This is a genomic window from Streptomyces sp. NBC_00009 (assembly GCF_045040855.1).
Classification (GTDB): Bacteria; Actinomycetota; Actinomycetes; order Streptomycetales; family Streptomycetaceae; genus Streptomyces; species Streptomyces aureus.
In genome coordinates this window covers 7,436,048-7,458,273 of sequence record NZ_CP108312.1, presented here as the reverse complement: position 1 = coordinate 7,458,273, position 22,226 = coordinate 7,436,048, and the positions used below count along the sequence as shown (strand labels likewise).

The following is a 22,226-nucleotide window of genomic DNA, read 5'->3' as shown; positions in this document are numbered from 1 at the left end:
AACGCGACCCCGCACTGTCAATGGGTGCACCTATCGCCGCACCCCCGAAAAGCCCCGCGCACGAGCATTGACACACCCCGGGCCGAACCTTACGGTCGATCGCACATACGTCTATTGGTTCGTATATAAGAACTCAGAATTTCCCGTATCGATGAAGGTCTCAGGACCCACGGGATTCCCCACTGACGCTCAGCAGAGCGTGCGCGGTATCCGGCCGCACCCTGCCGACGGCCGGCCTCGCCATCCGTCGGTCCCCTGACACGGCGACGACGCCGCGTCACCAACAGGGAGATGCAATGACGCACTCGCAGGAACAGACACTCGGGCCGGTGGGAGTACCGAACCCCGTCGACGAAACCGTGTCCCCGCCGGGCATGGGACGAGTCGCCACCGCCAGTTTCATCGGCACCGTCATCGAGTTCTACGACTTCGGTATCTACGGGACGGCCGCCGCGCTGGTCTTCCCCGAGGTCTTCTTCCCCGCCCTGGGCCCGGCCGCGGGAATCACCGCCTCCTTCGCCGCCCTCGGAGTCGCCTTCGTGGCACGGCCCTTCGGCAGCCTCCTGTTCGGACACTTCGGCGATCGCCTGGGACGCAAGAAGACCCTCATCGCGACGATGCTGCTCATGGGGCTGTCCACCATCCTCGTCGGCTGTATGCCCACCGCCGATCAGATCGGCATGGCAGCGCCCGTCCTGATCGTGGTGCTGCGCGTCCTGCAGGGCCTGGCCGCGGGGGGTGAGTTCGCCGGGGCGGTCCTCTTCTCCTCCGAACACGCCCCCAAGGGCAAGCGTGGTTTCTGGGCGATGTTCCCCAACTTCGGTGGAGGAGGGGCCATCACGCTCGCCAACCTCACGTTCTTGCTCACCACGCTCTTCATGAGCGATGACACCTTCATCAGCTGGGGGTGGCGCGTCCCCTTCCTGGCCAGCTTCCTGCTCGTCATCGTCGGGCTGTGGATCCGGCTGCGGATCGACGAGACCCCTGTGTTCAAGAACCAGGTCGCACGATCGGTCCCCTCCCGACTGCCCTTCCTGGAAGCCCTCAAGCACCAGCCGCGCCAGGTCCTGCTCGCCACCGGCACCGTGATGATCGGCTTCGCGCTCACGTACATCGGCGGCACCTACCTGGTCAGCTACGGCACGACCGTTCTCGAGCTGCCCCGCGCCTTCGTCCTGAGCATGGCGATGGTGGGCGGGATCACGATCTCCGCCGGAGTCGTGCTCGGTGCGGTCCTTTCCGACCGCATCGGCCGTCGCTGGGTGATCGTCGGCGCGGCGGGCGTCGCTGTCGTGTGGGCGCTGGCTCTGTTCCCGCTCCTCGACCTCGGCTCTCGCGGGGTCTTCGCCATCGGAGTTCCGGTGACGCTGTTCCTGTCAGGGATCGCCACCGGGCCGCAGGGGGCGTTCCTCTCCGAGCTCTTCCACACCCGCTACCGCTACACCGCGGCCGGCCTCAGCTACAGCCTGGCCGGCATGCTCGGCGGCGGTATTCCGCCGCTGATCGCGCCGTCCGTCATCGACTCCCTCGGCAGCTTCTCCTTCGGCTGCATTCTGGCCGGTGTCTGTCTCATCAGCCTGATCTGTGTGCTGGCCGTCGGCGAGACGCGCCAACTCGACCTCGATCGGGTCACGGTCGACCCCATTGCGTGATCACATGGCAGGCCCGCCGCACAGCCTGGTGCTTCTGCGCCACGGTGAGAGTGTCTGGAACGCGCAGGACCTCTTCGCCGGCTGGACCGACGTTGCCCTGTCGGCTCGGGGGAGGACTCAAGCGCGCTTGTGCGGCGAACAGTTGGCGACAGCGGCCCTCCGGCCCGACGTCGTGCACACCTCGCTGTTGCGCCGTGCCATCTCGACCGCGGACTTGGCGCTCGATGCCGCCGACCGGCATTGGGTCGATGTCCGCCGCAGCTGGCGCCTCAATGAGCGCCACTACGGAGCTCTGCAGGGCAGATGCAGAAAGCAGGTTCGCGACGAGTTCGGCGACGAGCAGTTCCGGCGCTGGCGGCGGTCCTGGGACGTGTCTCCTCCCGCCGGGGACGGCAGCATGTCGTGCCCGGAGACCGAGGTCCGCTACCGCGGACTGGGCGTTCCGATTCCGGCGGCCGAGTCCCTCAAGGACGTACACACCCGCCTGTTGCCGTACTGGGAAGCGGCCATCGTCCCCGACCTGCGGGCGAACAGAACCGTGCTGGTCGTCGCGCACGGCAACACCCTGCGAGCCCTGATCAAGCTCATCGACGGCCTCGCCGACGACGCCATCAGCGGGATCGACATCCCGACCGGCGTTCCGTTGCACTACCGCCTCGACCACGCCCTGCGCCCTCTTTCTCCGGGCGGCTCCTCTCTTACATCCCCCTAGACCCGAGGAGGTGACGCGCGATGTCGGCAGATCCGGCCTCCGCACGTCCACCCTTTGTCCTTGTGCACGGCGGCCGACACGGCGGCTGGTGCTGGAAGCACGTGGCCACCGCTCTGCGGCAGACCGGCCACATGGTGTACACCCCGACCCTGACAGGACTCGGGGAGCGAGCACACCTGCTCAATCCGACGATCGGCCTGAACCACCATGTCCAGGACCTCGTCGCCACCTTCGAGTTCGAGGACATCCAGGACGCCGTGCTGGTGGCACACAGCTACGGCGGAATGGTCGTGTCCGGCGCCCTGGAGCACATCGCGGACCGGGTGCGCCGAGTCGTCTACCTCGACGCACACCTCCCACGCTCCGGAGAGTCCGTCTTCGACTTGATCGGCGCCGACCGCGCCGCGAACCATCTGGCGAACGCCAAGAACAATGGTGAGGGCTGGTTCATCCCACCGGCCGACGCCTCCTGGTACGGCGTCACCGATCCGGACGATGCCGCGTGGGTCAACTCCCGCATCACAGCACAGCCGTTGAAGACCTACCAGGACCCGGTCGGCGACACCGGCCGGGCCTGGAGCCACCCGGGCATGTTCATCGAATGCGTCCCGTCCTCGCTGGAGCCGCACATCTTGAACCGCGCACGCGAGCGGCACACCACCGATCCCGCCTTCTCGTACCACGTCCTGCACGCGACACACGACGCCATGGTCACCGCACCCGACGCGGTGACCGACCTGCTGCGCGCGGCGGTGGGCTCGTGACCACCTCGCCGACGCACGCACTCGCGGAATACGCGGCCTCCACCTCTCTCGACGCACTCCCCCGCGACGTGAGGGAACAGGCGAAGCAGGTGATACTCGACGAGATGGCCAGCGCCCACTTCGGCCGGCAGCAGCCGGCCGGCGCCCTGGCGGCCCAGTACGTCGCGACTCTGGCCGGCCCGTCGGAGTCACGGGTCCTGGGCACCGCCCTGCGGACTTCCGCGCCCTTGGCCGCTCTGGCCAACGGAACCGCGGGGCACGCGGACGAGATCGACGGCGCGCACGTCGTCGGCGGTCACCCGGGCGCGACGCTCGTCCACGCCGCGGTCGCCGTGGCGGAACGGCAGGGCTCGACAGGCGGCGGCCTGCTCAATGCCGTCGTCCTGGGCTACGACGTGGGCGTCCGGCTCATCGCCGCGTGCGGCGGTCTGTTCAGCGTCAAGGAACGCCACCACCTGAACTCCGACTTCCTCCACGCCCTGGCCGCCGCCGTGGCATGCAGCCGGCTCATGGGGCTGACGCCGGAGCAGTACCGCCACGCGATGGCACTGGCGACGTTCCAGGCGAACGGGCTGTGCGCCCTCTTCCGCGAACGGCAGCACCTCAGCAAGGCGTTCTGCAACGGCCAGTACGCGATGGCGGGGGTCAGCGCCGCACTGCAGGCCGCCACCGGGTTCGAGGGGTGCGACGACGTCCTGGGTGAGCGGCACGGCGTGTTCGACGCATGGGGCGCGGACGATGCCTCGGCCACCGTGACACGAGGCCTCGGCAGCGACTTCGCCGTGATGGGTGCCAACTTCAAGTTCGTACGTGCCGGGTACCCGATCCACGCGCCGGTCGAAGCAGCCCTGTCGTTGATGGCGCGCCATCAACTCACCGTCGACACCATCTCCGCGGTGGAGGTGGGAATGCCGGCACGTGCGCTACGGGTCGTCGACAACCGGCAGATGCACAACATCTGTGCACAGGACATGCTCGCCGTGGCCCTGCTGCGCGGTGGGCTCGCGCTGAAGGAGGACCCCTTCCCCGCCGTGCTCGACGATTCTGCCTTCCCTGCGATGCGCGCCCGCATCACTCTGGTCGTGAACCCTCTGCTGGAGGCTCAGGCGCCCAACGGCCGGGGGGCAGTCGTCACCATCAGGACCCACGACGGCAGGAGCGTGAGCGAACGGGTCGACCATCCGCGGGGGCACAGTGCCCGAGGCGGGGTCAGCTGGGACGACCTCTCCATCAAATGGCATGACGCCTCCCCCGATCAGGACGTGGACTCCTGGGTCGCTCGCGCCCGCGAGCTGGAGGACGTGAAACACGTGGAGGACATGTCGAGCCTCTTCGCCCAACAACCCTGATCACCTGGGCTGTTGACGTCGCCTCAGGCTCGAGAGGGATTCTTCGCGGGCCTGAGGCAGCTTCGTTTCACACCCCTCCGAGGTCGCTGCGTGGTAAGCGGCCACCTCGCTCGTCCGCGCGCCCGGGCCGGCGCCGCCCCCGCTGCACCTTCGCTCCGGGAAAGCTCATGCACGGGCGTTGACACGGTCTGCCCCGCCTCTCTACCTTCGATCGCAGATACGGCCCAACGTTCTTATATACGAACCATGGGCATTGAGCTCGGCACGACGAGCTCATGGGACGTCCTCCTGCATCCGCCATCCACTGCGGCACGCACGACGCAACCCCGCCTTCGGCCGATGCCACGGCCTCAGCGCCACTCGGCCTCCAGACGCCGCGACGAAGCCGCGTCGACGACAGGGAGATGCAATGACGCACTCACGCGAACAGTCCGATCCACCGATCGCCGGATCCGGATCCGCCCCCGCGGAAGCAGAGCCGCCCGGGATGCGACAGGTCGCGACCGCCAGCTTCATCGGCACCGTGATCGAGTTCTACGACTTCGGCATCTACGGCACAGCGGCCGCCTTGGTCTTCCCCCAGGTGTTCTTCCCCGCACTGGGCGAAGCCGCAGGCACCATCGCCTCGTTCGCTGCGCTCGGCGTCGCGTTCCTGGCCCGACCGTTCGGCAGCATCCTGTTCGGTCACTACGGCGACCGGCTCGGCCGCAAGAAGACCCTGATCGCCACCATGCTCCTCATGGGGCTGTCCACCGTGCTGGTGGGACTCATGCCCACCGCCAACCAGATCGGAGTGGTGGCACCCGCCCTGATCATCGTCCTCCGCGTCATGCAGGGGCTGGCGGCCGGCGGCGAGTTCGCCGGCGCCGTGCTCTTCTCCTCGGAACACGCACCCAAGGACAAACGCGGCTTCTGGGCGATGTTCCCGTCACTGGGCGGAGGCGGCGCAATCGTGCTCGCCAACGCCACGTTCTTCCTCACCTCCGTCCTCATGAGCGAGGAAACCTTCGTCAGTTGGGGCTGGCGGGTCCCGTTCCTCGCCAGCTTCCTGCTCGTCATCTTCGGGCTCTGGGTACGACTGCGCATCGACGAGACTCCGGTGTTCAAGAACCAGAAGGCACACTCCGGCACGTCCAAGATGCCGTTCGTCGAAGCGTTCAAGCACCAACCGGTCCAGGTGCTGTTGGCGACGGGTACGGCGACCGCATGCTTCGCCCTCACCTATATCGGCGGGACCTACCTCATCAGCTACGGCACATCGGTGCTGGACCTGCACGGCACCTACGTCCTTGGAATCGCGATGATCGGGGGACTGGCAATCTCCGCCGGCGTCGTACTCGGCGCCGTACTGTCCGACAGGTTCGGGCGGCGCGTGGTCATGGTCTGGAGCACGTGGGCGGCAGTCGTGTGGGCACTGGCGCTCTTCCCCATCCTCGACCTGGGATCGCGCACGGTCTTCGCGATCGGGTTGCCCGTCACCATGTTCCTCTCCGGGCTCGGCAGAGGCCCCCAGGGAGCGTTCCTGTCCGAGCTCTTCCACACCCGCTACCGCTACACCGCGGTCGGTCTCAGCTACGCCCTGGCCGGAATGATCGGCGGGGGTGTGCCGCCTCTCGTCGCTACCTCGATCATCGGCTCGCTCGGCAGCTTCGTGTTCGGCATCATCCTGGCCGGCACCTGTGCGGTCAGTCTGATCTGCATCCTCTTGGTCGGTGAGACCAAGCAACTCGACCTAGACCACACGACATCGATGACACCGCGCCCTGACCACGTTTCAGGCTGAACGCCGGCGAATCAGCGGGGTGGGCTTGTCTCGTAGCCCACCCCGCATTTCTCGCAGCCCCTGCCTCCGTCCCCCATCCCCCGAAAACAGAAGGTGATCTGCCATGTCTGCGCACTCGTCCTCGGCGAGTCCCCCCTTCGTGCTTCTCCACGGCGGCCGTCACGGTGGCTGGTGCTGGAAACACGTGGCCGCCGCGCTACGGCAGAAGGGGCTGGTCGTGCACGCGCCCACCCTGACCGGCCTCGGCGAGCGATCACATCTGCTGAATCCCGGCATAGGCCTGGACGTTCATGTCCAGGACCTCGTCGCCACCTTCGAGTTCGAGGACATCCAGGACGCCGTTCTCGTGGCCCACAGCTACGGCGGCATCGTCGCGTCCGGCGCGATGGAACGGATCGCCGACCGCGTCAGGAGGATCGTCTTTCTCGACGCGCACCTCCCGCGGACCGGGGAGTCGCACTGCGACATGGTCGGCCCCGCCCGCGCCGCGGAGCACATCGCGATGGCGGAACGCGGCGGCGAAGGCTGGTACATCCCGCCCTCCGACGCCTCCTGGTACGGCGTCACCGACCCGGATGACGCCGCATGGGTCAACAGCCGTACCACAGCACAGCCGTTGAAGACGTACCAGGACCCCGTGGGCAATACCGACCGCGCCTGGACCCACCTCGGCATGTTCATCGAATGCGTGCCGTCGTCCCTGCAGCCGCACATCCTCGAGAGGGCGCGTAAACGACACGCCGAGGACCCCGCGTTCCCGTATCGCCTGCTGCACGCGACGCACGACGCCATGGTCACGGCGCCCGAAGCGGTGACCGAACTGCTCCTTGAGGCGATGAACCCGTGAGTGCGTCAGCAACGGCTATCACGCTCGGGCGGAAAGGAGTGCCCGGCCGCCGTGCCGATAGCAGGCTCGGCGGCTCCAACGCTGACACAGGTCAGGACGATGCGTGCCGTTGCTGCTCAGTGGCCGTCGCGCTCTGAACCCCTGCCGGCTGCTCTGCCATCATGTCGAGCAGGAGCATGGCGTCGTAGTCAGGCGTCCCGGGTTCGGCGGTGTACACCCCGAGTCGTTGGCCCGCAGTGCCTTCCAAGTGCATGCTCTGCGCGCTGAGGCTGAGGATGCCGATCTGCGGGTGGTGGAAGGTCTTCTGGATCTTCTTGCGGCCGACGACATCGTAGCGTTCCCAGAGCTTCGCGAAGTCGGGGCTCTTGAGCAGGAGTTCGCCGACGAGGTGGGTGAGGTCGGGTGCGTCGGGGTTGGTGCCGGCCTGCGCCCGCAGCCGGGCGACGCAGGCGCGGACCTGGGTTTCCCAGTCGGGGAACAGCTCGCGGGCCGTGGGGTGGAGGAAGAGGTAGCGGGCGAGGTTGCGCTGTTTGGCCGGCCAGTCGACGAGACCCGCGTACAGAGCCAGACCGCCGGGGTTCCAGGCGAGCAGGTCCATGCTGCGGCTGACGATATAGGCCGGGTTCGGCCGCATCGTCTCAAGGAGAAGCTTCAGGTGCGGACGCACCGTGCGGCTGGGCGGCGGGGGCGGCTCGGGCGCGTAGCGGGCGGCCCGGACGGCGAGCTCGCGCAAGTGGTGGTGCTCGTCGTCGTCCAGGTGCAAAGCACGTGCGAGGGCGTCGACGACGCCGGGGCTGGGCCGGGTTTCCTTGCCGCGCTCGAGGCGCGTGTAGTAGTCGATGCTGACCCCGGCCAGAGTGGCGAGCTCTTCCCGGCGCAGGCCGGGCGTGCGGCGTACGCCGGGGCCGGGGGTGAGGCCCGCGCTCTGGGGACTGGTCTGGGTGCGGCGGGCGCGCAGGAAGCGTCCCAGCTCGTCTCCGCCGGTGTGCTGGTCGGGTGTCATACCGCCAGTGTCACCCCGGCTGCCACTGGGGTGGAATCCGCGAGGGGGGCCCTGTCATGACCCCCGTTAGCCACCCCCCTGAACGATCCGGCCTGCCTCTGTCGCGCGCGAAGAGGCAGGGTGGATGACGTCGCCGGATCACCCCTTTCAAGCACTTCGTGCCCGTGCGGCACTCCGATTGCAGCAGTACGGACCGGAACGGCAAATAGTCGAAGGAAGGGAGCCACGACAATGAAATACATCAAGCTGCGTGACCTGGAGGTTTCCCGGATCGGGCTGGGTGCGATGGGGATGTCGCACGGCTACACCGACTCCGGGACCGACGAGGCGGAGTCGATCCGCACGCTGCACCGGGCGCTGGAACTGGGCGTCACGCTGATCGACACGGCCGAGATCTACGGCCCGTACACCAACGAGGAACTCCTCGGCCGGGCGCTGAAGGGCCGCCGTGACCAGGTGGTACTGGCGACGAAGTTCGGCCTCGTCTCACACGCGGGCGCCGGAGCGTGGAATCTCGACAGCAGTCCGGCCAACATCCGCACCTCTGTCGAAGGCTCCCTGAAGCGTCTCGGCACCGACCACATCGACCTCTACTACCAGCACCGGGTCGACCCGAACACCCCCATCGAGGAGACCGCGGGGGCCGTGGCCGAGCTGGTCGCCGAGGGCAAGGTCCGTGCATTCGGCCTGTCCGAGGCCGGACCCGACACCATCCGCCGCGCCCACGCCGTCCACCCCGTCAGCGCCGTCCAGTCGGAGTACTCGCTGTGGACGCGAGGTCTGGAGGAGCGCGTGCTGCCGGTACTGCGCGAGCTGAACATCGGCCTTGTGCCCTTCTCCCCGCTCGGGCACGGCTTCCTCACCGGCACGATCCGCTCCACCGACGACTTCAAGGAAGGCGACTTCCGGCACGGCAACCCGCGCTTCACCGGCGAGAACTTCCAGCGCAACCTGCGCCTCGCCGACGAGGTCCAGGCCGTCGCCGCCGCAGCCGGCGCCACACCCGCGCAGGTCGCGCTGGCCTGGCTGCTCGCGCAGGGCGACGACATCGCGCCCATCCCCGGCACCAAGCGGGTCCACCGCGTCGAGGAGAACACCGCCGCCGACGCCATCGAGCTGACCACCGAGCAGCTCGACAAGCTCAGCAGCCTCCCCCCTGCCTCCGGGGAAACCCACACGGAGGCAGGCCGCCAGATGCTCGAACGCTGACCCGCCCCACGACCCACCCGCACAGACCGGCCCCTGACCGGCCGGCCACGCTCGCACATGGAAAGAATTCGCATGCAGAACGTCACCCTGAACAACGGCATCGAGATGCCGATCCTCGGCTTCGGCGTCTACCAGATCCCCGCCGACCAGACCGAGCAGGCCGTCTCCGAGGCCCTCGCGGCCGGCTACCGCCTGCTCGACACGGCAGCCGCCTACGGCAACGAGGAGGCCGTCGGGCGCGCCATCAAGAACAGCGGCATCGCGCGCGAGGAACTCTTCGTCACCACCAAGCTGTGGATCCAGGACGCGCCGGCGCAGGAAAACACTGAGCGGGCCTTCGAAGCGTCGTTGAACAAGCTCGGGCTCGACTACCTCGACCTGTACCTGATGCACCAGCCCTACGGCGACGTATACGGACAGTGGCGCGCCATGGAGGAACTGAACCGCGAGGGCCGCGCCAAGGCGATCGGCGTGGCGAACTTCTACCCGGACCGGCTCCTCGACCTGATCATCAACAACGAGATCACACCCCAGGTCAACCAGATCGAGACCCACCCGTTCTTCCAGCGCGCCGACTACCAGGAGCTCATGCGGGAGAACAACGTCCAGATCCAGTCGTGGGGCGGGTTCGCCGAGGGCAAGAACGACCTCTTCACCAACCCCCTCCTGGCCGACATCGGCAAGAAGTACGGCAAGTCCGTCGCCCAGGTCGTCCTGCGCTGGCTGACCCAGCGTGGCGTCGCCGCGATCCCGAAGTCGGTCCGCGCGGAGCGCATGGCGGAGAACTTCGACATCTTCGACTTCGAGCTCACCGACGACCAGATGGCGGCCATCGCCACCCTGGACACCGGCACGTCGCTGTTCTTCGACCACCACGACCCCGAGATCGTCGCCTGGCTGAGCAAGCGACGCCTCGACGGCTGACCCGGTCGGGCGCACCGGCGCCACACCACACATCTCTCGCGCGGCTGCCTTGGTCCCCGCAGGCCGAGGCACCCGCGCGAGGAATCCGTCATGGCCGTCCCGCCGACGGCCCCACCTCATGGACCAGGGCTTCACCATGTCTCAGCAGAACATCACCGACGTGCTCGTGGTCGGCGCGACCGGCAGCATCGGACAGCTCGCCGTCCGGTCCGCACTGCGCCACGGTCTACGCCCACGGGCACTGGTACGCGACCTGCAGCGAGCAGAACACCTGCTCCCCGGTGTCGAACTGGTACAGGCAGACCTCGAGGACACCGCCTCCCTGCTGCGCGCGGTCGATGGAGCCGACGCCCTCGTCCTCACCCATGGTTCCGGTGGCGACCCCCGCCCGGACGCCCGTGCCCACATCGACTACGGCGGGGTACTCAACATCCTGCGGGCCCTGGACGGCGCCAGACCACGCGTCGCGCTCATGACCTCCATCTACGCCACACGCCGTGACGTCCCCGGTGCCACCCCGTGGAAGCGCCGTTCCGAGCGCCTCCTGCGTGCCAGCGGCCTGCCCTACACCATCGTCCGGCCCGGCTGGTTCGACCACGCCGGCGCCGGCCAGCGGCGCCTCGTCCTGGAGCAGGGCGGTACGGGCGACGGAGGAATCGCCCGCGACCAGATCGCCGAGACACTCGTGCAGAGCCTGCTTACTGACACCGCTCTGGGCAAGACGTTCGAGCTCATCGCCACCGAGGGCGCACAGCAGTCGGACTGGGCGAAGCTTTTCGGTGCCCTAAAGTCCGATGAACCCGGCTCCGTGGACGGCGTGCTGGACCCGGCCGACCTCCCCGTCGAAACCGAACCGCCCACACTGCGCACCGAGCTCGAGGCCATCCGTTCCCTGAGCGGGAGGAACGGCTGACCGTGGGCACATCCAGCACAGAGAAGAGGAAGTCCCCCCACAGGCCCGACCCGACCGCCTCGCCCGGGAGGAGGGTCCTCTTGGCCTACTTCTCCAGGCCGGGCGAGAACTACTACTACGGCCGACGTACGACCCTCAAGACGGGGAACACCGAGGTCCTCGCGCGGATGATCAGCGAACGCATCGAGTGCGACGTGCACCGCATCGAGGCCGTCGACCCCTACTCCGACGACTACGACGAGACGGTCGCGCGCAATGTCCGCGAACAGCAAGCCGATGCACGGCCGGCCATCGCCAACCTCCCGACGACGCTGGACCGTTACGACACGGTGTTGCTGGGCAGCCCCATCTGGAATGTCCGAGCGCCCATGATCATGTCGACCTTCGCCGAGAAGTTCGACTTCCGCGGCAAGACGGTGTTCCCCTTCACGACCCATGCCATGAGCGGGCTGGGCACCACCGGGCGCGACTACGCCACGTCCTGCCCGGGCGCAGCGATGGGGGAAGGTCTCGCGGTGCGTGGCGAGGAAGTCCAGGACGCCGGCCCCGAGGTCCAGTCCTGGCTGCGGCGCATCGGCGTTCTCCGGGGCTGAACCAGCGCTCCAGCAGCCCGCCCTGTCAGCTCCGACCCTCGCGGCACCGGTGTGAAGGGGGCCCTCTCACGCCCTGGCTGGCCGTCCCCCGGCACAACACGGCCTGGTACACGGCTCGTCGGCCGAGCAGGCTGGACGGGAGCCGAAGGGCCACAGACCGCAAGACGACGGCCGTACCGCTCGCCCGATGAGCGGCGCGCCGCAAACCGAGGAAGGCACGTACACGAATGACGCAGGAACCCACCCGAGCCCAGCAGCTGCTCGGTGAACTCGCCCCGAAGATGGTCCAGTTGACCGACGACGTGTTGTTCGGCGACGTGTGGAAGCGCGAGGGACTCTCCCCGCGGGACCGCAGCCTGATCACCGTCTCCGTCCTGGCCGCCACGTACCGCCCCGACCAGCTCAACAGCCATCTACGTCTGGCGATGCAGAACGGGGTGACCAAGGACGAACTCGTCGAGGCCCTCACCCACGTCGCGTTCTACGCCGGCTGGCCCAGCGGCATGGGCGCGCTCGTCCAGCTCAAGGCCATCGTCGCCGAAGCCGCCGAGTAAGGGGAGCGGCATGGAGTTCCTGGAGAAGAAGCCCACGGCGAAGGGTGCTGCCGAGCGATTCACCGGTGATGTCTGGGTGGACATGACCGTGGAGGGTGAAGCTCCCTCCCGGCTCCGCGTGGGCGTGGTGCGCTTCGCGCCCTGTGCCCGGACGGCCTGGCACCGGCACGCGCTCGGACAGACCCTGCACGTCACTGAGGGCGTGGGCCTGGTGCAGACCCGGGGCGGCCGGATCCAGGTGATGCGTCCCGGTGACACCGTCTACACACCACCGGGCGAATGGCACTGGCACGGTGCCGCACCCGCCCACTTCATGACCCACCTCGCCCTGTCGGAGAGCTCCGGCGATCCGGCGGTGCCCGACGTCGAGTGGGGCGAGCACGTCTCCAACAGCGACTGCGAAGGAACCTTGAGTGAAGCGTAGAAACGTCATCCTGGGACTCACTTCCGCTGCTGCCACATCGGCAGTCGGTTTCGCCTCCGGCGCGGACGCCTCCGATGCCGGCTCCTACGGGCAGTTCGGCATGCCCGCGGAAGGCGGACGGGGAGGTTTCGCTCCTCTGACTATCCGGGAGCAGGGTGGTTTCGCGGTCGGGGGCACGGTCACCACCACGCCCGGGACTTTCGACCCGCGCAATCCGACGAACCCGGCGGGCCAGACACTGCACGGCGATCACGCCCGCGTCTTCTACCAAGTTCCGGTGCGTCCAAGGAAGTTGCCACTGGTTCTGTGGCACGGCTACAAGCAGTCGGGCGTCGGCTGGGGAACCACCCCGGACGGTCGAGAGGGCTTCCAGACCATCTTCCTGCGTCGCCGCTTCACCGTGTACACCCTCGACCAACCTCGCCGGGGCAGCGCCGGTCAGACGACGGTGGGTACCACCACCGATACGGCCACCTCCGATCAGTGGTTCTACAACCAGTTCCGATTCGGGCTGTGGCCGGACCTGTACCCCGGCGGGCAGTTCCCGAAGGGCGAGGAGGCGCGCGAGCAGTTCTTCCGGTCGATGCTCCCCGACACCGGGCCCATCGACGGCGACGTCCTCGCCGACAGCGTTTCGGCGCTCTTCGACGAGATCAACCAGGGCATCCTCGTCACCCACTCCCATGCCGGCGGGTTCGGCTGGGACGCGACGATGAAGAACCCGAACATCAAAGCCGTGGTCGCGCTCGAGCCGGGCAGCGGCTTCGTCTTCCCGGACGGCGAGGTGCCGGAGCCAATGCCGAGCTCCGCGGGCACACTCGCGGGCGAGGCCGTGCCGCTGAAGGAATTCCGGCGCCTTACGAAGATCCCCATCGTCGTCTACTACGGCGACAACATCCCCACCGAGCCGACCGACATCGCCGGACGGGACAACTGGCGTGTGCGCCTCGCGATGGCCCGGCTCTTCGTCGACGCCATCAATCGGCATGGCGGCGACGCCTCCCTGGTTCACCTGCCGGAGATCGGCATCAAGGGCAACACCCACTTCCTCTTCTCGGACCTCAACAACGTCCAGATCGCCGACCGGATCTCGGACTTCCTCGCCACGAAGGGCCTGGCCTGACCCTGACGGTTCTCCTCCGCACCTGACCCATCCATGCTCTTCATTGCAACGTAGAAGGTTCCCCATGTCTGCTTGGTTCGTCACCGGAGCCTCTCGCGGGTTCGGCCGCGAGATCGTCGAGGAGGTACTCCGCCGCGGCCACCAGGTCGTGGCCACAGCCCGGCGTCCCGAAACCCTCCGAGACGTGTTCCCCGACGCCGGCGACTCGCTCCTTGCGGCGCCCTTGGACGTCACCGACGCCGACCAGGTGCACGACGCCGTCGCCCAGGCCATCAACCGCTTCGGCCGTATCGACGTCCTCGTCAACAACGCCGGTCACGGCACGCTCGGGGCCGTCGAGGAGGTCAGCGACGCCGAGGTGCGGTCTGTGTTCGACGTCAACGTCTTCGGTCTCCTCTCGGTCACCCGCGCGGTCCTGCCGGTGCTGCGTCGGCAAGGCTCGGGAACGGTAATCAACATCTCGTCCTCCGGCGGCTTCGTGTCCCACGCCGGATGGGGCGTGTACTGCGCGACCAAGTTCGCCGTCGAGGCGCTGGGCGAGGCCCTGCGTCAGGAAGTCGCACCGCTGGGAGTGGCCGTCACGACCGTCGAGCCGGGCGGGTTCCGGACGGATTTCCTGGACGGCAGCAGCCTGAGCACGGCGAAGAACGTCATCGACGACTACGCCGGGACGGCGGGCTCCACGCGGCAGTGGGCCGAGGCCACCAACCACGCCCAGCAGGGGGATCCCGCCAAGGCGGCCCGCGTCATCGTCGACCTCGCCGGGCGCGCCGACCTGCCCGAGCGGATCCAGCTGGGCGAGGACAGCTTCACGTCGGTGGCTGACAAGATCACCCGCGTCCGGCGCGACCAGGCCGCCTGGCGGGACGTGTCCCTCTCCACCGCGCACGACGACGCCTGACCGTCAGGTCTCATCCGGCATTGAGCTGATCACGGTCCGGCGCCGCCGCGTCGAGGAGCAGCATCTTGTCGTAGTCCGGGGTTCCGGGCTCCGCGTAGTACGCGCTGAGGCGATGTCCGGGCGGGCGTGCCCTCCAGTTGCGTGACTCCTCCCCCTCATTCCGACTCCGTTGGGATTTCCCAACGGAGTCACGAATGAGGGGGTTTCTCGCTACGCCGGTGCGGCGTCGCGACGGACCAGCCCGGCCCGTAGAACGTTGGTGGCTCCCACGGTGTCAGCGTGCGCCGAGTGGCCGCATGAAACGCAGTGGAACTTTTCCTGTGTGGGCCGGTTCTCCGCGCCGGTATGCCCGCATTCGGGGCATTGGCGGGAGGTGTTGCGGGGGGCCACGGCGATCACTTCCCGTCCGGCGCTTTCAGCCTTGGCGGCCAGGATCGTCAGGAACACCCCCCATCCGGCATCGGCGATCGAGCGGTTGAGTCCGGCCTTCGCCCTGGCCCCGTTGGGCAGGAAGGCGCCCGACGTGTCAGGGTCGGGCTTCGGCGCGGCACGCCGGACCATGTTGCGGATCTTGAGGTCTTCGTGCGCGATGACATCGTGTTCGCGCACGAGGTCAAGGGCGGTTTTGTGCGCGTGGTCGAGGCGCTGCCGGCGGACCTTGCGGTGCAGCCTCGCGACCTTCTCGACCGCACGCCGGTGGTTGGCCGTCCGCTGGTCACGGCGCACACACGGAAACCTCGACAGGGCCTGCTGTGCGGCTTCGAGCTTCGCGGCGCCCTTCGCCCCGTGGCGCGGGCTAGGAACGAATCCGCCGCCGGAATCGGCGAGGAAACTGGCTACGCCCAGGTCGATCCCAACGACGGAACCCGTCGCGGGCAGCGGTTCGGGCTGGACCTGCTCGGCGGTCAGCACGACGAACCACTGACGACCCTCACGCTTAACACTGACCGTCTTGACCCTGCCGGCCACCGCCCGGTGCTGGTGCACCCTGACATGCCCGACACCTTGAAGGCGGACACGAGTCACCGGATCGTGCGGCGTGGAGTCCCACCGGCAGCCGTCCCCGTCCTTCGGAAACTCCACCGTGTCGAACCAGTTCACCCCGCGAAAACGCGGATAGCCCGGCTTCTCACCGGACTTGACCCGGCGAAAGAACGCGGAAAACGCCTTGTCCAACCGCCGGAGCGTGGCCTGCTGACTGGAGAACGACCAACGGCCCTGACGCTCCGGATCGAAGGACCGGATGTCCTTCAGCTGCACGGACTGCTGCCCGTACTTGATGCTGGTCTTCGAGGCGTGCCGGTAGGCGTCACGGCGTTCCTGCAAAGCTCCGTTGTAGAGGGAGCAGTGATCACGCAGCATCTCGCCGAGCGCCTGAGTCTGCCGCACCGTGGGCCGCATGACGAACTTGTACGCACGAATCACCCGGCCCACCCCCTTCGGCTCTTGTCAGCAACATAACCGAGGCCACTGACAACCCCTCCGCAGACGGAACACCCATGCACACATGACCCGTCACAGCAGCCCGCAGATGCGTTTCCCGCCCCGGCTGAAGCCGGGGATACCCACGCAAGATAAGAGATGGGCTGGTAGCCCAGGACGATGTCACCGACCTGCGGGTGGTGGAAGGTCTTGTCTCCGTGGGTGTGCAGCCGCACGTCGTACTGCTCCCAGAGGCGGGCGAACGCCCGGCTCTTGTGCAGGAGCTCGGCCACGAGTTCCACGAGTTCGGGGAGGTCCGGGTCGGTGCCTGCCAGGACGCGAAGGCGTTCGATGCAGGCGCGGGCCTGCTCTTCCCAGTCGTCGAAGAGCTTGGGGGCGTCGGGATGGAGGAAGAGGTAACGCAGCACGTTCCGGGTCTTGCTCAACACGCTGTACGGGCTCGGCCCAGGCGTCCCGCTCCTGTGGATCTTGACTACCGGTCCAGAGTGAGGGGCGCATTCGGCGCGTGGCAGACCGTGGTGTGCCAGGGAATAGGGAGCCGGGGAACGGGGAGCGGGGGCACGACAGGGCCCCCTTGGCGTCTGGCTACCAAGGTCAAGGGAGTGCAAAGCTGATGAGCCGATGCACGTTCACCGGGGGCGATGTCGACAAGGCGTCGGCCGCGCGGCCTCAGCGGCCGCTGATCAAGACGTGACAGGACGATCCCACAGGAAGCAGCAGCTGTGAACGACGCGAGGCGGGATACGGAACACACCTCAGAGCCGGCCGTTCTGGATAGCCCGAAGGCGCCGGGCGGTCAGTTCTCCTTCGATGCCATCGGTACCCGCTGGCAGATCGACACGGACCAGCCGCTGAGCCCGGACCTGCGCGCCCGCATCCTCGACCGGACCCGACAGTTCGACGCCATGTACTCCCGCTTCCGTCCGGACTCACTGGTCTCCCGGATCGCCGCCGCTGCCGATGGGGGCCGGTTCGAGTTCCCCGAGGACTCGCTCGCCCTCTTCGGTCTCTACGACCGCCTGTACGCCGCCACCGAAGGCGCCGTGGACCCGCTGGTCGGTCGAGACCTGGAACTTCTCGGCTACGACCCGGCGTACTCCCTCAGGCCCGCACCCGACGAGGTGCGGGCGGCCGAGCGTGCCCGGGGACGTCCGACCTGGGCTGCGGACGTGGTCCGGGACGGCACGACGCTTGTCACGCGGCGGCCGCTGGTGATCGACGTCGGGGCGGCCGGGAAGGGCTACCTGGTCGACGTCCTGTCGGCGATGCTCCGAGGGGCCGGTCACACTCGGTTCGTCGTCGACGGGAGCGGCGACCTGCTCCATGCCGGCGAGCGGACCATCCGGGTCGGCCTGGAGCACCCCTTCGACCCGCAGCGGGTGATCGGCGTCGCCCACCTGCAAGGCCAGGCGCTGTGCGCATCCGGAGTCGCTCGGCGGGCCTGGGGCGACGGCCTGCACCACGTGCTCGACGCAAGGACCGGTGTCCCCGTCGACGGAGTGGTCGCCACGTGGGTCGTGGCCGACGAGACAGCACTGGCCGACGGCCTGGCGACGGCACTCTTCTTCACCGAGGCGCAGCGGCTCGCGGAGACCTTCCAGTTCGCCTACGTACGCATGTACGCCGACGGCCGCGCCGAGCACTCACCGGATTTCGTCGGCGAACTCTTCACCTGAGGACATGCCGTCCAGGTCTCACGTAGAAGCCGCGACAAAGACAAGAAGCGCAACAAGAACAAGACCCAAGGAAGTCATGCCACCCCTCAGCAAGAAGTTCACCACGGCGCTGGTGGGCATCTCCGTGACAACCGTGATCGTGGGCTGCACTGCCACCGGCACCGGCACGAACGGCGCGAGCTCACCGTCCGCCTCTACCGCAAGTCCCTCGCCTTCCCGCTCGTCCGCCGACCGTGGCCCGTACGCGGACGGCGAGTACAGCGTGGACGGCGAGTACGGCACCCGGGGATCAAGCATCGGGGTGACCCTCACGCTCCAGAGCGGCGAAGTCTCCGCCGTCGACGTCACACCCCACGCGACGGACGAGACCTCGCTCGGATTGCAGAGGCGCTTCGCCGAGGCGGTCCCGGCCCTGGTGGTCGGCAAGGACATCGACGACGTGGACCTTGACCGAGTGGCCGGCAACAGCCACACGCCCGACGGGTTCAACGACGCCCTCGAAAAGATCAAGGCCGAAGCCTCGGAGCGCGTAACGCGATCATGAGGCGGCGTTCCGCCTTCCCCGACACCGAGGTGCTCACCGGGAGCCTTCCCGGCGTCTGACCTGCGCGGGACACCTGAGGGGGGACCTGTCACAGCCTGGCTGGCCACTGCCTGGCATATCTCGGCCTGGTTGGAGACAGCGCACAGCGAGAGGGTGAAGAACGTCGCCGCTCACCCCCCTGCGGCACGTTCATTTCAAGTAGGAGCACTCTTCGTGTCCACCTCCCTCACCTCCCCTGCCGTCACCATCGGCCCGGTGACCCCGCAGCGCCCTGCGAGCGCTGGCTGGGCCCTCGGAGCCGCGCTGCTCGGCTTCTTCGTCATCACCCTGGACGCACAGATCGTGAACGTGGCCCTGCCCGCGATCCGGGACGGCTTCGACGGCGGCATGACCGCACTGCAGTGGGTGGTCGACGGCTACACGCTGATGTTCGCGGCCTTCCTGTTGTCGGCCGGCTCACTGACCGACCGGTTGGGAGCGCGTCGTACGTTCGGCATCGGGATGGCCCTGTTCGTGGCCGCTTCCGCGGCCTGTGGGCTCGCCCCCAACCTCGGCATGCTGGTGGTCTCCCGTCTGGTGCAGGGTGCGGGCGCCGCGGTGATCGTGCCGTCGTCGCTGACGCTCATCCGTGAGGCGTTCCCGGATGCGCGCCGTCGCGTCAAGGCGATCTCCATCTGGGCGTTGGGCGGGTCCGTCGGCGCGGCCGCGGGACCGGTGGCGGGCGGTCTGCTGAGCCTGCTCACCTGGCGCATGATCTTCTTCGTCAACCTGCCCGTCGGTCTCGCGGCCCTCTTCTTGCTGGCCCGCACCGCGCGGTCCCCGCGCCACTCGCAAGGATCCTACGACTGGGCAGGACAGATCGCGGCTGTGGTCGCCCTGGGCGCCCTGACATACGGAGCGATCGAGACGGGCGCGGTCGGATTTACGGCCGGACGCGTTCTGGCGTCGTTCACGGTCGCGGTGATCGCAGCAGTGGTGTTCGTGACCGTCCAGGCACGGCGCGAGCACCCGATGGTGCCGCTGACGCTGCTGCGCTCGCGGACCATGGCGCTGACGGCCGGGATCGGCTTCGCACTGAACGTCGGCTTCTACGGCATGATCTTCTTGCTCAGCCTCTACCTGCAGCAGACCCGAGGGCTGTCGGCGCTGGCCACGGGCCTCGCATTCCTGCCGATGGCCGCGCTGACCGCGTTCGTGAGCCCGAGCGCCGCCTGGTTCACCGCCCGATTCGGCGCCCGCATGCCGGTTGTCACCGGGCAGGTGGCGATGGTCCTCGGTCTGGTACTCCTGGCGTTCGTTCCGGCATCGGCGCCGACCTGGCTGTTCGTGGCCCTGATGGTCCCGGTCGGCGCGGGCGGTGGACTGGCCGTGCCGGCGCTGACCTCGCTGCTGCTCGACCACGTCCCCGCCCAGCGGGCCGGGACCGCCAGCGGTGTCCTCAACACCTCCCGGCAGGTCGGCGGTGCCCTCGCGGTGGCCGTGTTCGGCGCGATGGTCGCCGGCCGCTCCGGCTTCCTGCCCGGTATGGACGCGAGCCTGCTGATCGCCGCCGCGGCGGTACTGATCACTACCGTCGCGAGCTTCCTGCTCAAGCCCGCGTCGCGGTCATGAACTCGTAACACGCGATCCCCCGCGGCGCACCTCGACAGAGGGGGTGTGTTGCACCCCGAATGGACGGCCGGGCAACGGGAAATGCCTCCCGTCCCTGGCCCGAAAGAAGACACCATGAACATCAGCGTCCGGAAGAAGGCACTGGCCGCGGGCGCGGCCGCCCTCCTCTCGGCGGGTCTTGCGGCCTGCTCCAGTGCCGACAACGACAGTGCGAGCGCCCCGAGTTCGGCCTCGGCGAGCCCGTCCGCCCCGTCGCCCTCCGCGAGCCGCACCTACCGGGACGGCACCTACTCGGCCGATGGCGGATACGGCTCCCAGAACTCCAGCATCGGCGTGTCCGTCACTCTCGACAACGGCGTGATCACCGACGTCGAGGTGACGCCGCACGCCACCAACACGACGTCCCGCGGGTACCAGGAGCGCTTCGCAGACGCGGTCCCGGACCTCGTCGAAGGCAAGGCCATCGACGACGTGCAGCTGGACCGCGTGGCCGGCTCCAGCGGAACGCCTGACGGCTTCAACGCAGCCATCGACCAGATCAAGGACGAGGCGGCGGCCTCCGCGTGACCTCCACCCGCACAGCGAAACCCACGGAAGGAAGTTCCACCATGCCGACGTGGACCATGGACGAGCTCAAGCGCATCGCCGAGGCCACGGAACTCGATCTGGAGTCGGAGCGATCCGACGGCAGCCTCCGCGAGCCCGTCACCATGTGGGTCGTGCGCGCGGGCGACGGCGTCTACGTCCGCTCCGTCAAGGGCCGTAGCGGCCCGTGGTTCCGCGGCGCCCAGGCGCAGCGCCAGGGACGCATCAGCTCCGGCGGCGTCCGCAAGGACGTCACATTCACCGACGCCGACCCCGCCGACTGGCCGTCCGTCGACGCGGCCTACCACGCGAAGTACGACGCCTACCGGGGAATCGTCGACCGCGTCCTGACCGAGCAGGCCCGCGAATCCACCCTCAAGCTCCTCCCCCACTGACTCCGCGGCACCTGCCCGGAACCAACCCGAACCCGAAATCCCGAAACCGATCACGGAACGAAACGGAACACCATGAAGGCCACCCTGCTCTACGCCGCCGGAGACGTTCGCGTCGGGGACGTCCCCGACGCCAGGATCCAGCAGCCCACCGACGCCGTCGTACGCGTCGTCGCCTCCTGCGTGTGCGGCAGCGACCTCTGGCCGTACAAGAGCGCGCCGGCCACCGACCACCCCCGGCACATGGGGCACGAATTCCTCGGCACGGTCGAGGAGTTGGGCTCCGAGGTGACCGGCCTCGCCGTCGGAGACCTGGTCATTGCGCCCTTCGTCTGGGCCGACGGCACCTGCGAGTACTGCCGGTCCGGTCTGCCCACGTCGTGCCTGCACGGCGGGCAGTGGGGCCTCAACGGCGTCGACGGCGGACAGGGCGAGGCGGTACGCGTGCCCTTCGCCGCCGCCAACCTCGTCAAGCTACCCGACACCACCGCCCCGGACTCGGCGCTCATCCCCGACCTGCTCACCCTGTCCGACGTTCTGTGCACCGGCTACCACGCTGCCCACACCGCGGGAGTCCGGAAGGGCGAGTCCGTCGCCGTGATCGGCGACGGCGCGGTCGGCCTTTCCGGCGTGATCGCCGCGCGGCTGCTCGGTGCGGAGCAGATCATCCTACTCGGCCGTCACACCCAACGCACCGACCTGGGTGGCGAGTTCGGGGCGACCGACGTCGTCGCCGAGCGCGGCGAGGAGGGCGAGACCCGCGTACGCGAGCTGACCGGCGGGCTCGGTGCCCACCGCGTCCTGGAGTGCGTCGGGACCGAGCAGGCCCTGACCACCGCGTACGCCACTGTGCGGGACGGCGGGGCGATCGGTCGTGTCGGCGTGCCCCAGTACGCGCAGGGCCCGATCGGTATGGACATGATCATGCGGAACATCACGCTCACCGGGGGCGTGGCGCCGGCCCGCACCTACATCGAGCAGCTGCTGCCGCACATCCTGGGCGGGGAGATCCACCCCGGCAAGGTCTTCGACCGCACCGTCACGCTCGACGACGCCCCCGACGCCTACCGCGCGATGAACGACCGCGAGGCGCTCAAGGTGCTCATCCAGCCCTGACCTGAACCGCACGCGGCGGCACGGCCGTGACAAGGGGGTGCTGGGATCCCGCAGGAAGGGGCATCGCGTTCGCGTCCCCCGTCCAGGGCCGGCAAAGCCCAGCGTCTC

General features: G+C 68.4%; 23 protein-coding genes. 20 read left to right on the top strand and 3 right to left on the bottom strand.

Translation table 11 applies throughout. The features are described 5' to 3' along the window. Positions 1–296 precede the first annotated feature (296 nt). The 6 genes from OHA58_RS33845 to OHA58_RS33820 all read left to right on the top strand — a co-directional run bounded on the left by OHA58_RS33845 (position 297) and on the right by OHA58_RS33820 (position 7,107). Entirely contained in the window at positions 297–1,652 is a 1,356-nt protein-coding gene (locus OHA58_RS33845) for an MFS transporter (RefSeq protein WP_405483514.1), read from the top strand. Between the two features lie 4 nt (positions 1,653–1,656). Beyond that, a complete protein-coding gene (locus tag OHA58_RS33840) occupies positions 1,657–2,364 on the top strand; it encodes a 2,3-bisphosphoglycerate-dependent phosphoglycerate mutase (protein WP_405483513.1) in 708 nt (235 codons plus the stop codon). Positions 2,365–2,384: 20 nt separating this feature from the next. Next, positions 2,385–3,128 (top strand): alpha/beta fold hydrolase, encoded by a 744-nt coding sequence (locus OHA58_RS33835; RefSeq protein ID WP_405483512.1) that lies wholly within the window; start codon positions 2,385–2,387, stop codon positions 3,126–3,128. After that, positions 3,125–4,477: an MmgE/PrpD family protein gene (locus OHA58_RS33830; RefSeq protein WP_405483511.1), complete on the top strand. Its 1,353-nt coding sequence runs from the start codon at positions 3,125–3,127 to the stop codon at positions 4,475–4,477. The genes OHA58_RS33835 and OHA58_RS33830 overlap by 4 nt, the downstream gene beginning before the upstream one ends. A gap of 409 nt (positions 4,478–4,886) precedes the next feature. After that, positions 4,887–6,260, top strand: a complete 1,374-nt coding sequence (locus tag OHA58_RS33825) for an MFS transporter (protein ID WP_405483510.1) — start codon at positions 4,887–4,889, stop codon at positions 6,258–6,260. A gap of 103 nt (positions 6,261–6,363) precedes the next feature. Then, the gene (locus tag OHA58_RS33820; RefSeq protein ID WP_405483509.1) at positions 6,364–7,107 is read left to right on the top strand and encodes an alpha/beta fold hydrolase; all 744 of its coding nucleotides are present in this window, start codon (positions 6,364–6,366) and stop codon (positions 7,105–7,107) included. A 91-nt stretch (positions 7,108–7,198) separates the two neighbouring features. On the opposite strand, the gene OHA58_RS33815 is transcribed toward OHA58_RS33820, so the two are convergent. Beyond that, on the bottom strand, positions 7,199–8,110 hold the full coding sequence (locus OHA58_RS33815; protein WP_405483508.1) for a helix-turn-helix transcriptional regulator: 912 nt from the start codon (positions 8,108–8,110) through the stop codon (positions 7,199–7,201). A gap of 231 nt (positions 8,111–8,341) precedes the next feature. Here OHA58_RS33815 and OHA58_RS33810 point away from each other — a divergent pair, with 231 nt between their 5' ends. The 8 genes from OHA58_RS33810 to OHA58_RS33775 all read left to right on the top strand — a co-directional run bounded on the left by OHA58_RS33810 (position 8,342) and on the right by OHA58_RS33775 (position 14,751). Next, a complete protein-coding gene (locus OHA58_RS33810; RefSeq protein WP_405483507.1) occupies positions 8,342–9,319 on the top strand; it encodes an aldo/keto reductase in 978 nt (325 codons plus the stop codon). A 72-nt stretch (positions 9,320–9,391) separates the two neighbouring features. Continuing rightward, complete coding sequence (locus OHA58_RS33805) at positions 9,392–10,243, top strand: aldo/keto reductase (protein ID WP_405483506.1); 852 nt, start codon at positions 9,392–9,394, stop codon at positions 10,241–10,243. 136 nt (positions 10,244–10,379) lie between these two features. Beyond that, positions 10,380–11,156 carry an SDR family oxidoreductase gene (locus OHA58_RS33800; protein ID WP_405483505.1) on the top strand — a complete coding sequence of 259 codons (777 nt, stop codon included), beginning with the start codon at positions 10,380–10,382 and terminating at the stop codon, positions 11,154–11,156. 80 nt (positions 11,157–11,236) lie between these two features. Further along, entirely contained in the window at positions 11,237–11,749 is a 513-nt protein-coding gene (locus OHA58_RS33795; RefSeq protein ID WP_405483504.1) for a flavodoxin, read from the top strand. A 227-nt stretch (positions 11,750–11,976) separates the two neighbouring features. Further along, complete coding sequence (locus tag OHA58_RS33790; protein ID WP_376252690.1) at positions 11,977–12,303, top strand: carboxymuconolactone decarboxylase family protein; 327 nt, start codon at positions 11,977–11,979, stop codon at positions 12,301–12,303. Positions 12,304–12,313: 10 nt separating this feature from the next. Beyond that, positions 12,314–12,727 (top strand): cupin domain-containing protein, encoded by a 414-nt coding sequence (locus OHA58_RS33785; RefSeq protein ID WP_405483503.1) that lies wholly within the window; start codon positions 12,314–12,316, stop codon positions 12,725–12,727. Next, complete coding sequence (locus tag OHA58_RS33780; RefSeq protein ID WP_405483502.1) at positions 12,717–13,850, top strand: alpha/beta hydrolase; 1,134 nt, start codon at positions 12,717–12,719, stop codon at positions 13,848–13,850. Before OHA58_RS33785 ends, OHA58_RS33780 begins: the two co-directional genes overlap by 11 nt. A 64-nt stretch (positions 13,851–13,914) precedes the next feature. Further along, the gene (locus OHA58_RS33775) at positions 13,915–14,751 is read left to right on the top strand and encodes an oxidoreductase (RefSeq protein WP_405483501.1); all 837 of its coding nucleotides are present in this window, start codon (positions 13,915–13,917) and stop codon (positions 14,749–14,751) included. Between the two features lie 210 nt (positions 14,752–14,961). Here the strand turns inward: OHA58_RS33775 and OHA58_RS33770 are convergent, their stop codons facing one another. Both OHA58_RS33770 and OHA58_RS33765 read right to left on the bottom strand, forming a co-directional pair. Further along, positions 14,962–16,176 (bottom strand): RNA-guided endonuclease InsQ/TnpB family protein, encoded by a 1,215-nt coding sequence (locus OHA58_RS33770; RefSeq protein WP_405483500.1) that lies wholly within the window; start codon positions 16,174–16,176, stop codon positions 14,962–14,964. Then, a complete protein-coding gene (locus OHA58_RS33765) occupies positions 16,173–16,622 on the bottom strand; it encodes a hypothetical protein (protein WP_405483499.1) in 450 nt (149 codons plus the stop codon). Before OHA58_RS33765 ends, OHA58_RS33770 begins: the two co-directional genes overlap by 4 nt. A gap of 294 nt (positions 16,623–16,916) precedes the next feature. On the opposite strand from OHA58_RS33765, the gene OHA58_RS33760 reads away from it, so the two are divergent. The 6 genes from OHA58_RS33760 to OHA58_RS33735 all read left to right on the top strand — a co-directional run bounded on the left by OHA58_RS33760 (position 16,917) and on the right by OHA58_RS33735 (position 22,118). Continuing rightward, on the top strand, positions 16,917–17,870 hold the full coding sequence (locus tag OHA58_RS33760) for an FAD:protein FMN transferase (protein WP_405483498.1): 954 nt from the start codon (positions 16,917–16,919) through the stop codon (positions 17,868–17,870). Between the two features lie 76 nt (positions 17,871–17,946). Beyond that, complete coding sequence (locus OHA58_RS33755; protein ID WP_405483497.1) at positions 17,947–18,414, top strand: hypothetical protein; 468 nt, start codon at positions 17,947–17,949, stop codon at positions 18,412–18,414. Between the two features lie 213 nt (positions 18,415–18,627). Beyond that, positions 18,628–20,025 carry an MFS transporter gene (locus OHA58_RS33750; RefSeq protein ID WP_405483496.1) on the top strand — a complete coding sequence of 466 codons (1,398 nt, stop codon included), beginning with the start codon at positions 18,628–18,630 and terminating at the stop codon, positions 20,023–20,025. Between the two features lie 114 nt (positions 20,026–20,139). Beyond that, positions 20,140–20,592: an FMN-binding protein gene (locus OHA58_RS33745; protein WP_405483495.1), complete on the top strand. Its 453-nt coding sequence runs from the start codon at positions 20,140–20,142 to the stop codon at positions 20,590–20,592. 41 nt (positions 20,593–20,633) lie between these two features. Then, positions 20,634–21,005 (top strand): DUF2255 family protein, encoded by a 372-nt coding sequence (locus tag OHA58_RS33740; RefSeq protein WP_405483494.1) that lies wholly within the window; start codon positions 20,634–20,636, stop codon positions 21,003–21,005. Positions 21,006–21,077: 72 nt separating this feature from the next. Further along, on the top strand, positions 21,078–22,118 hold the full coding sequence (locus tag OHA58_RS33735; RefSeq protein WP_405483493.1) for a zinc-dependent alcohol dehydrogenase family protein: 1,041 nt from the start codon (positions 21,078–21,080) through the stop codon (positions 22,116–22,118). Positions 22,119–22,226 lie beyond the last annotated feature (108 nt).

Bases quoted from the DNA above. Each gene is read 5' to 3' on its own strand.
- OHA58_RS33755 (WP_405483497.1), top strand. From the start codon at position 17,947: ATGCCACCCCTCAGCAAGAAGTTCACCACGGCGCTGGTGGGCATCTCC.
- OHA58_RS33740 (WP_405483494.1), top strand. From the start codon at position 20,634: ATGCCGACGTGGACCATGGACGAGCTCAAGCGCATCGCCGAGGCCACG.
- OHA58_RS33825 (WP_405483510.1), top strand. From the start codon at position 4,887: ATGACGCACTCACGCGAACAGTCCGATCCACCGATCGCCGGATCCGGA.
- OHA58_RS33785 (WP_405483503.1), top strand. From the start codon at position 12,314: ATGGAGTTCCTGGAGAAGAAGCCCACGGCGAAGGGTGCTGCCGAGCGA.
- OHA58_RS33820 (WP_405483509.1), top strand. From the start codon at position 6,364: ATGTCTGCGCACTCGTCCTCGGCGAGTCCCCCCTTCGTGCTTCTCCAC.
- OHA58_RS33790 (WP_376252690.1), top strand. From the start codon at position 11,977: ATGACGCAGGAACCCACCCGAGCCCAGCAGCTGCTCGGTGAACTCGCC.
- OHA58_RS33815 (WP_405483508.1), bottom strand. From the start codon at position 8,110: ATGACACCCGACCAGCACACCGGCGGAGACGAGCTGGGACGCTTCCTG.
- OHA58_RS33835 (WP_405483512.1), top strand. From the start codon at position 2,385: ATGTCGGCAGATCCGGCCTCCGCACGTCCACCCTTTGTCCTTGTGCAC.
- OHA58_RS33775 (WP_405483501.1), top strand. From the start codon at position 13,915: ATGTCTGCTTGGTTCGTCACCGGAGCCTCTCGCGGGTTCGGCCGCGAG.
- OHA58_RS33805 (WP_405483506.1), top strand. From the start codon at position 9,392: ATGCAGAACGTCACCCTGAACAACGGCATCGAGATGCCGATCCTCGGC.
- OHA58_RS33800 (WP_405483505.1), top strand. From the start codon at position 10,380: ATGTCTCAGCAGAACATCACCGACGTGCTCGTGGTCGGCGCGACCGGC.
- OHA58_RS33745 (WP_405483495.1), top strand. From the start codon at position 20,140: ATGAACATCAGCGTCCGGAAGAAGGCACTGGCCGCGGGCGCGGCCGCC.
- OHA58_RS33735 (WP_405483493.1), top strand. From the start codon at position 21,078: ATGAAGGCCACCCTGCTCTACGCCGCCGGAGACGTTCGCGTCGGGGAC.
- OHA58_RS33845 (WP_405483514.1), top strand. From the start codon at position 297: ATGACGCACTCGCAGGAACAGACACTCGGGCCGGTGGGAGTACCGAAC.
- OHA58_RS33840 (WP_405483513.1), top strand. From the start codon at position 1,657: ATGGCAGGCCCGCCGCACAGCCTGGTGCTTCTGCGCCACGGTGAGAGT.
- OHA58_RS33810 (WP_405483507.1), top strand. From the start codon at position 8,342: ATGAAATACATCAAGCTGCGTGACCTGGAGGTTTCCCGGATCGGGCTG.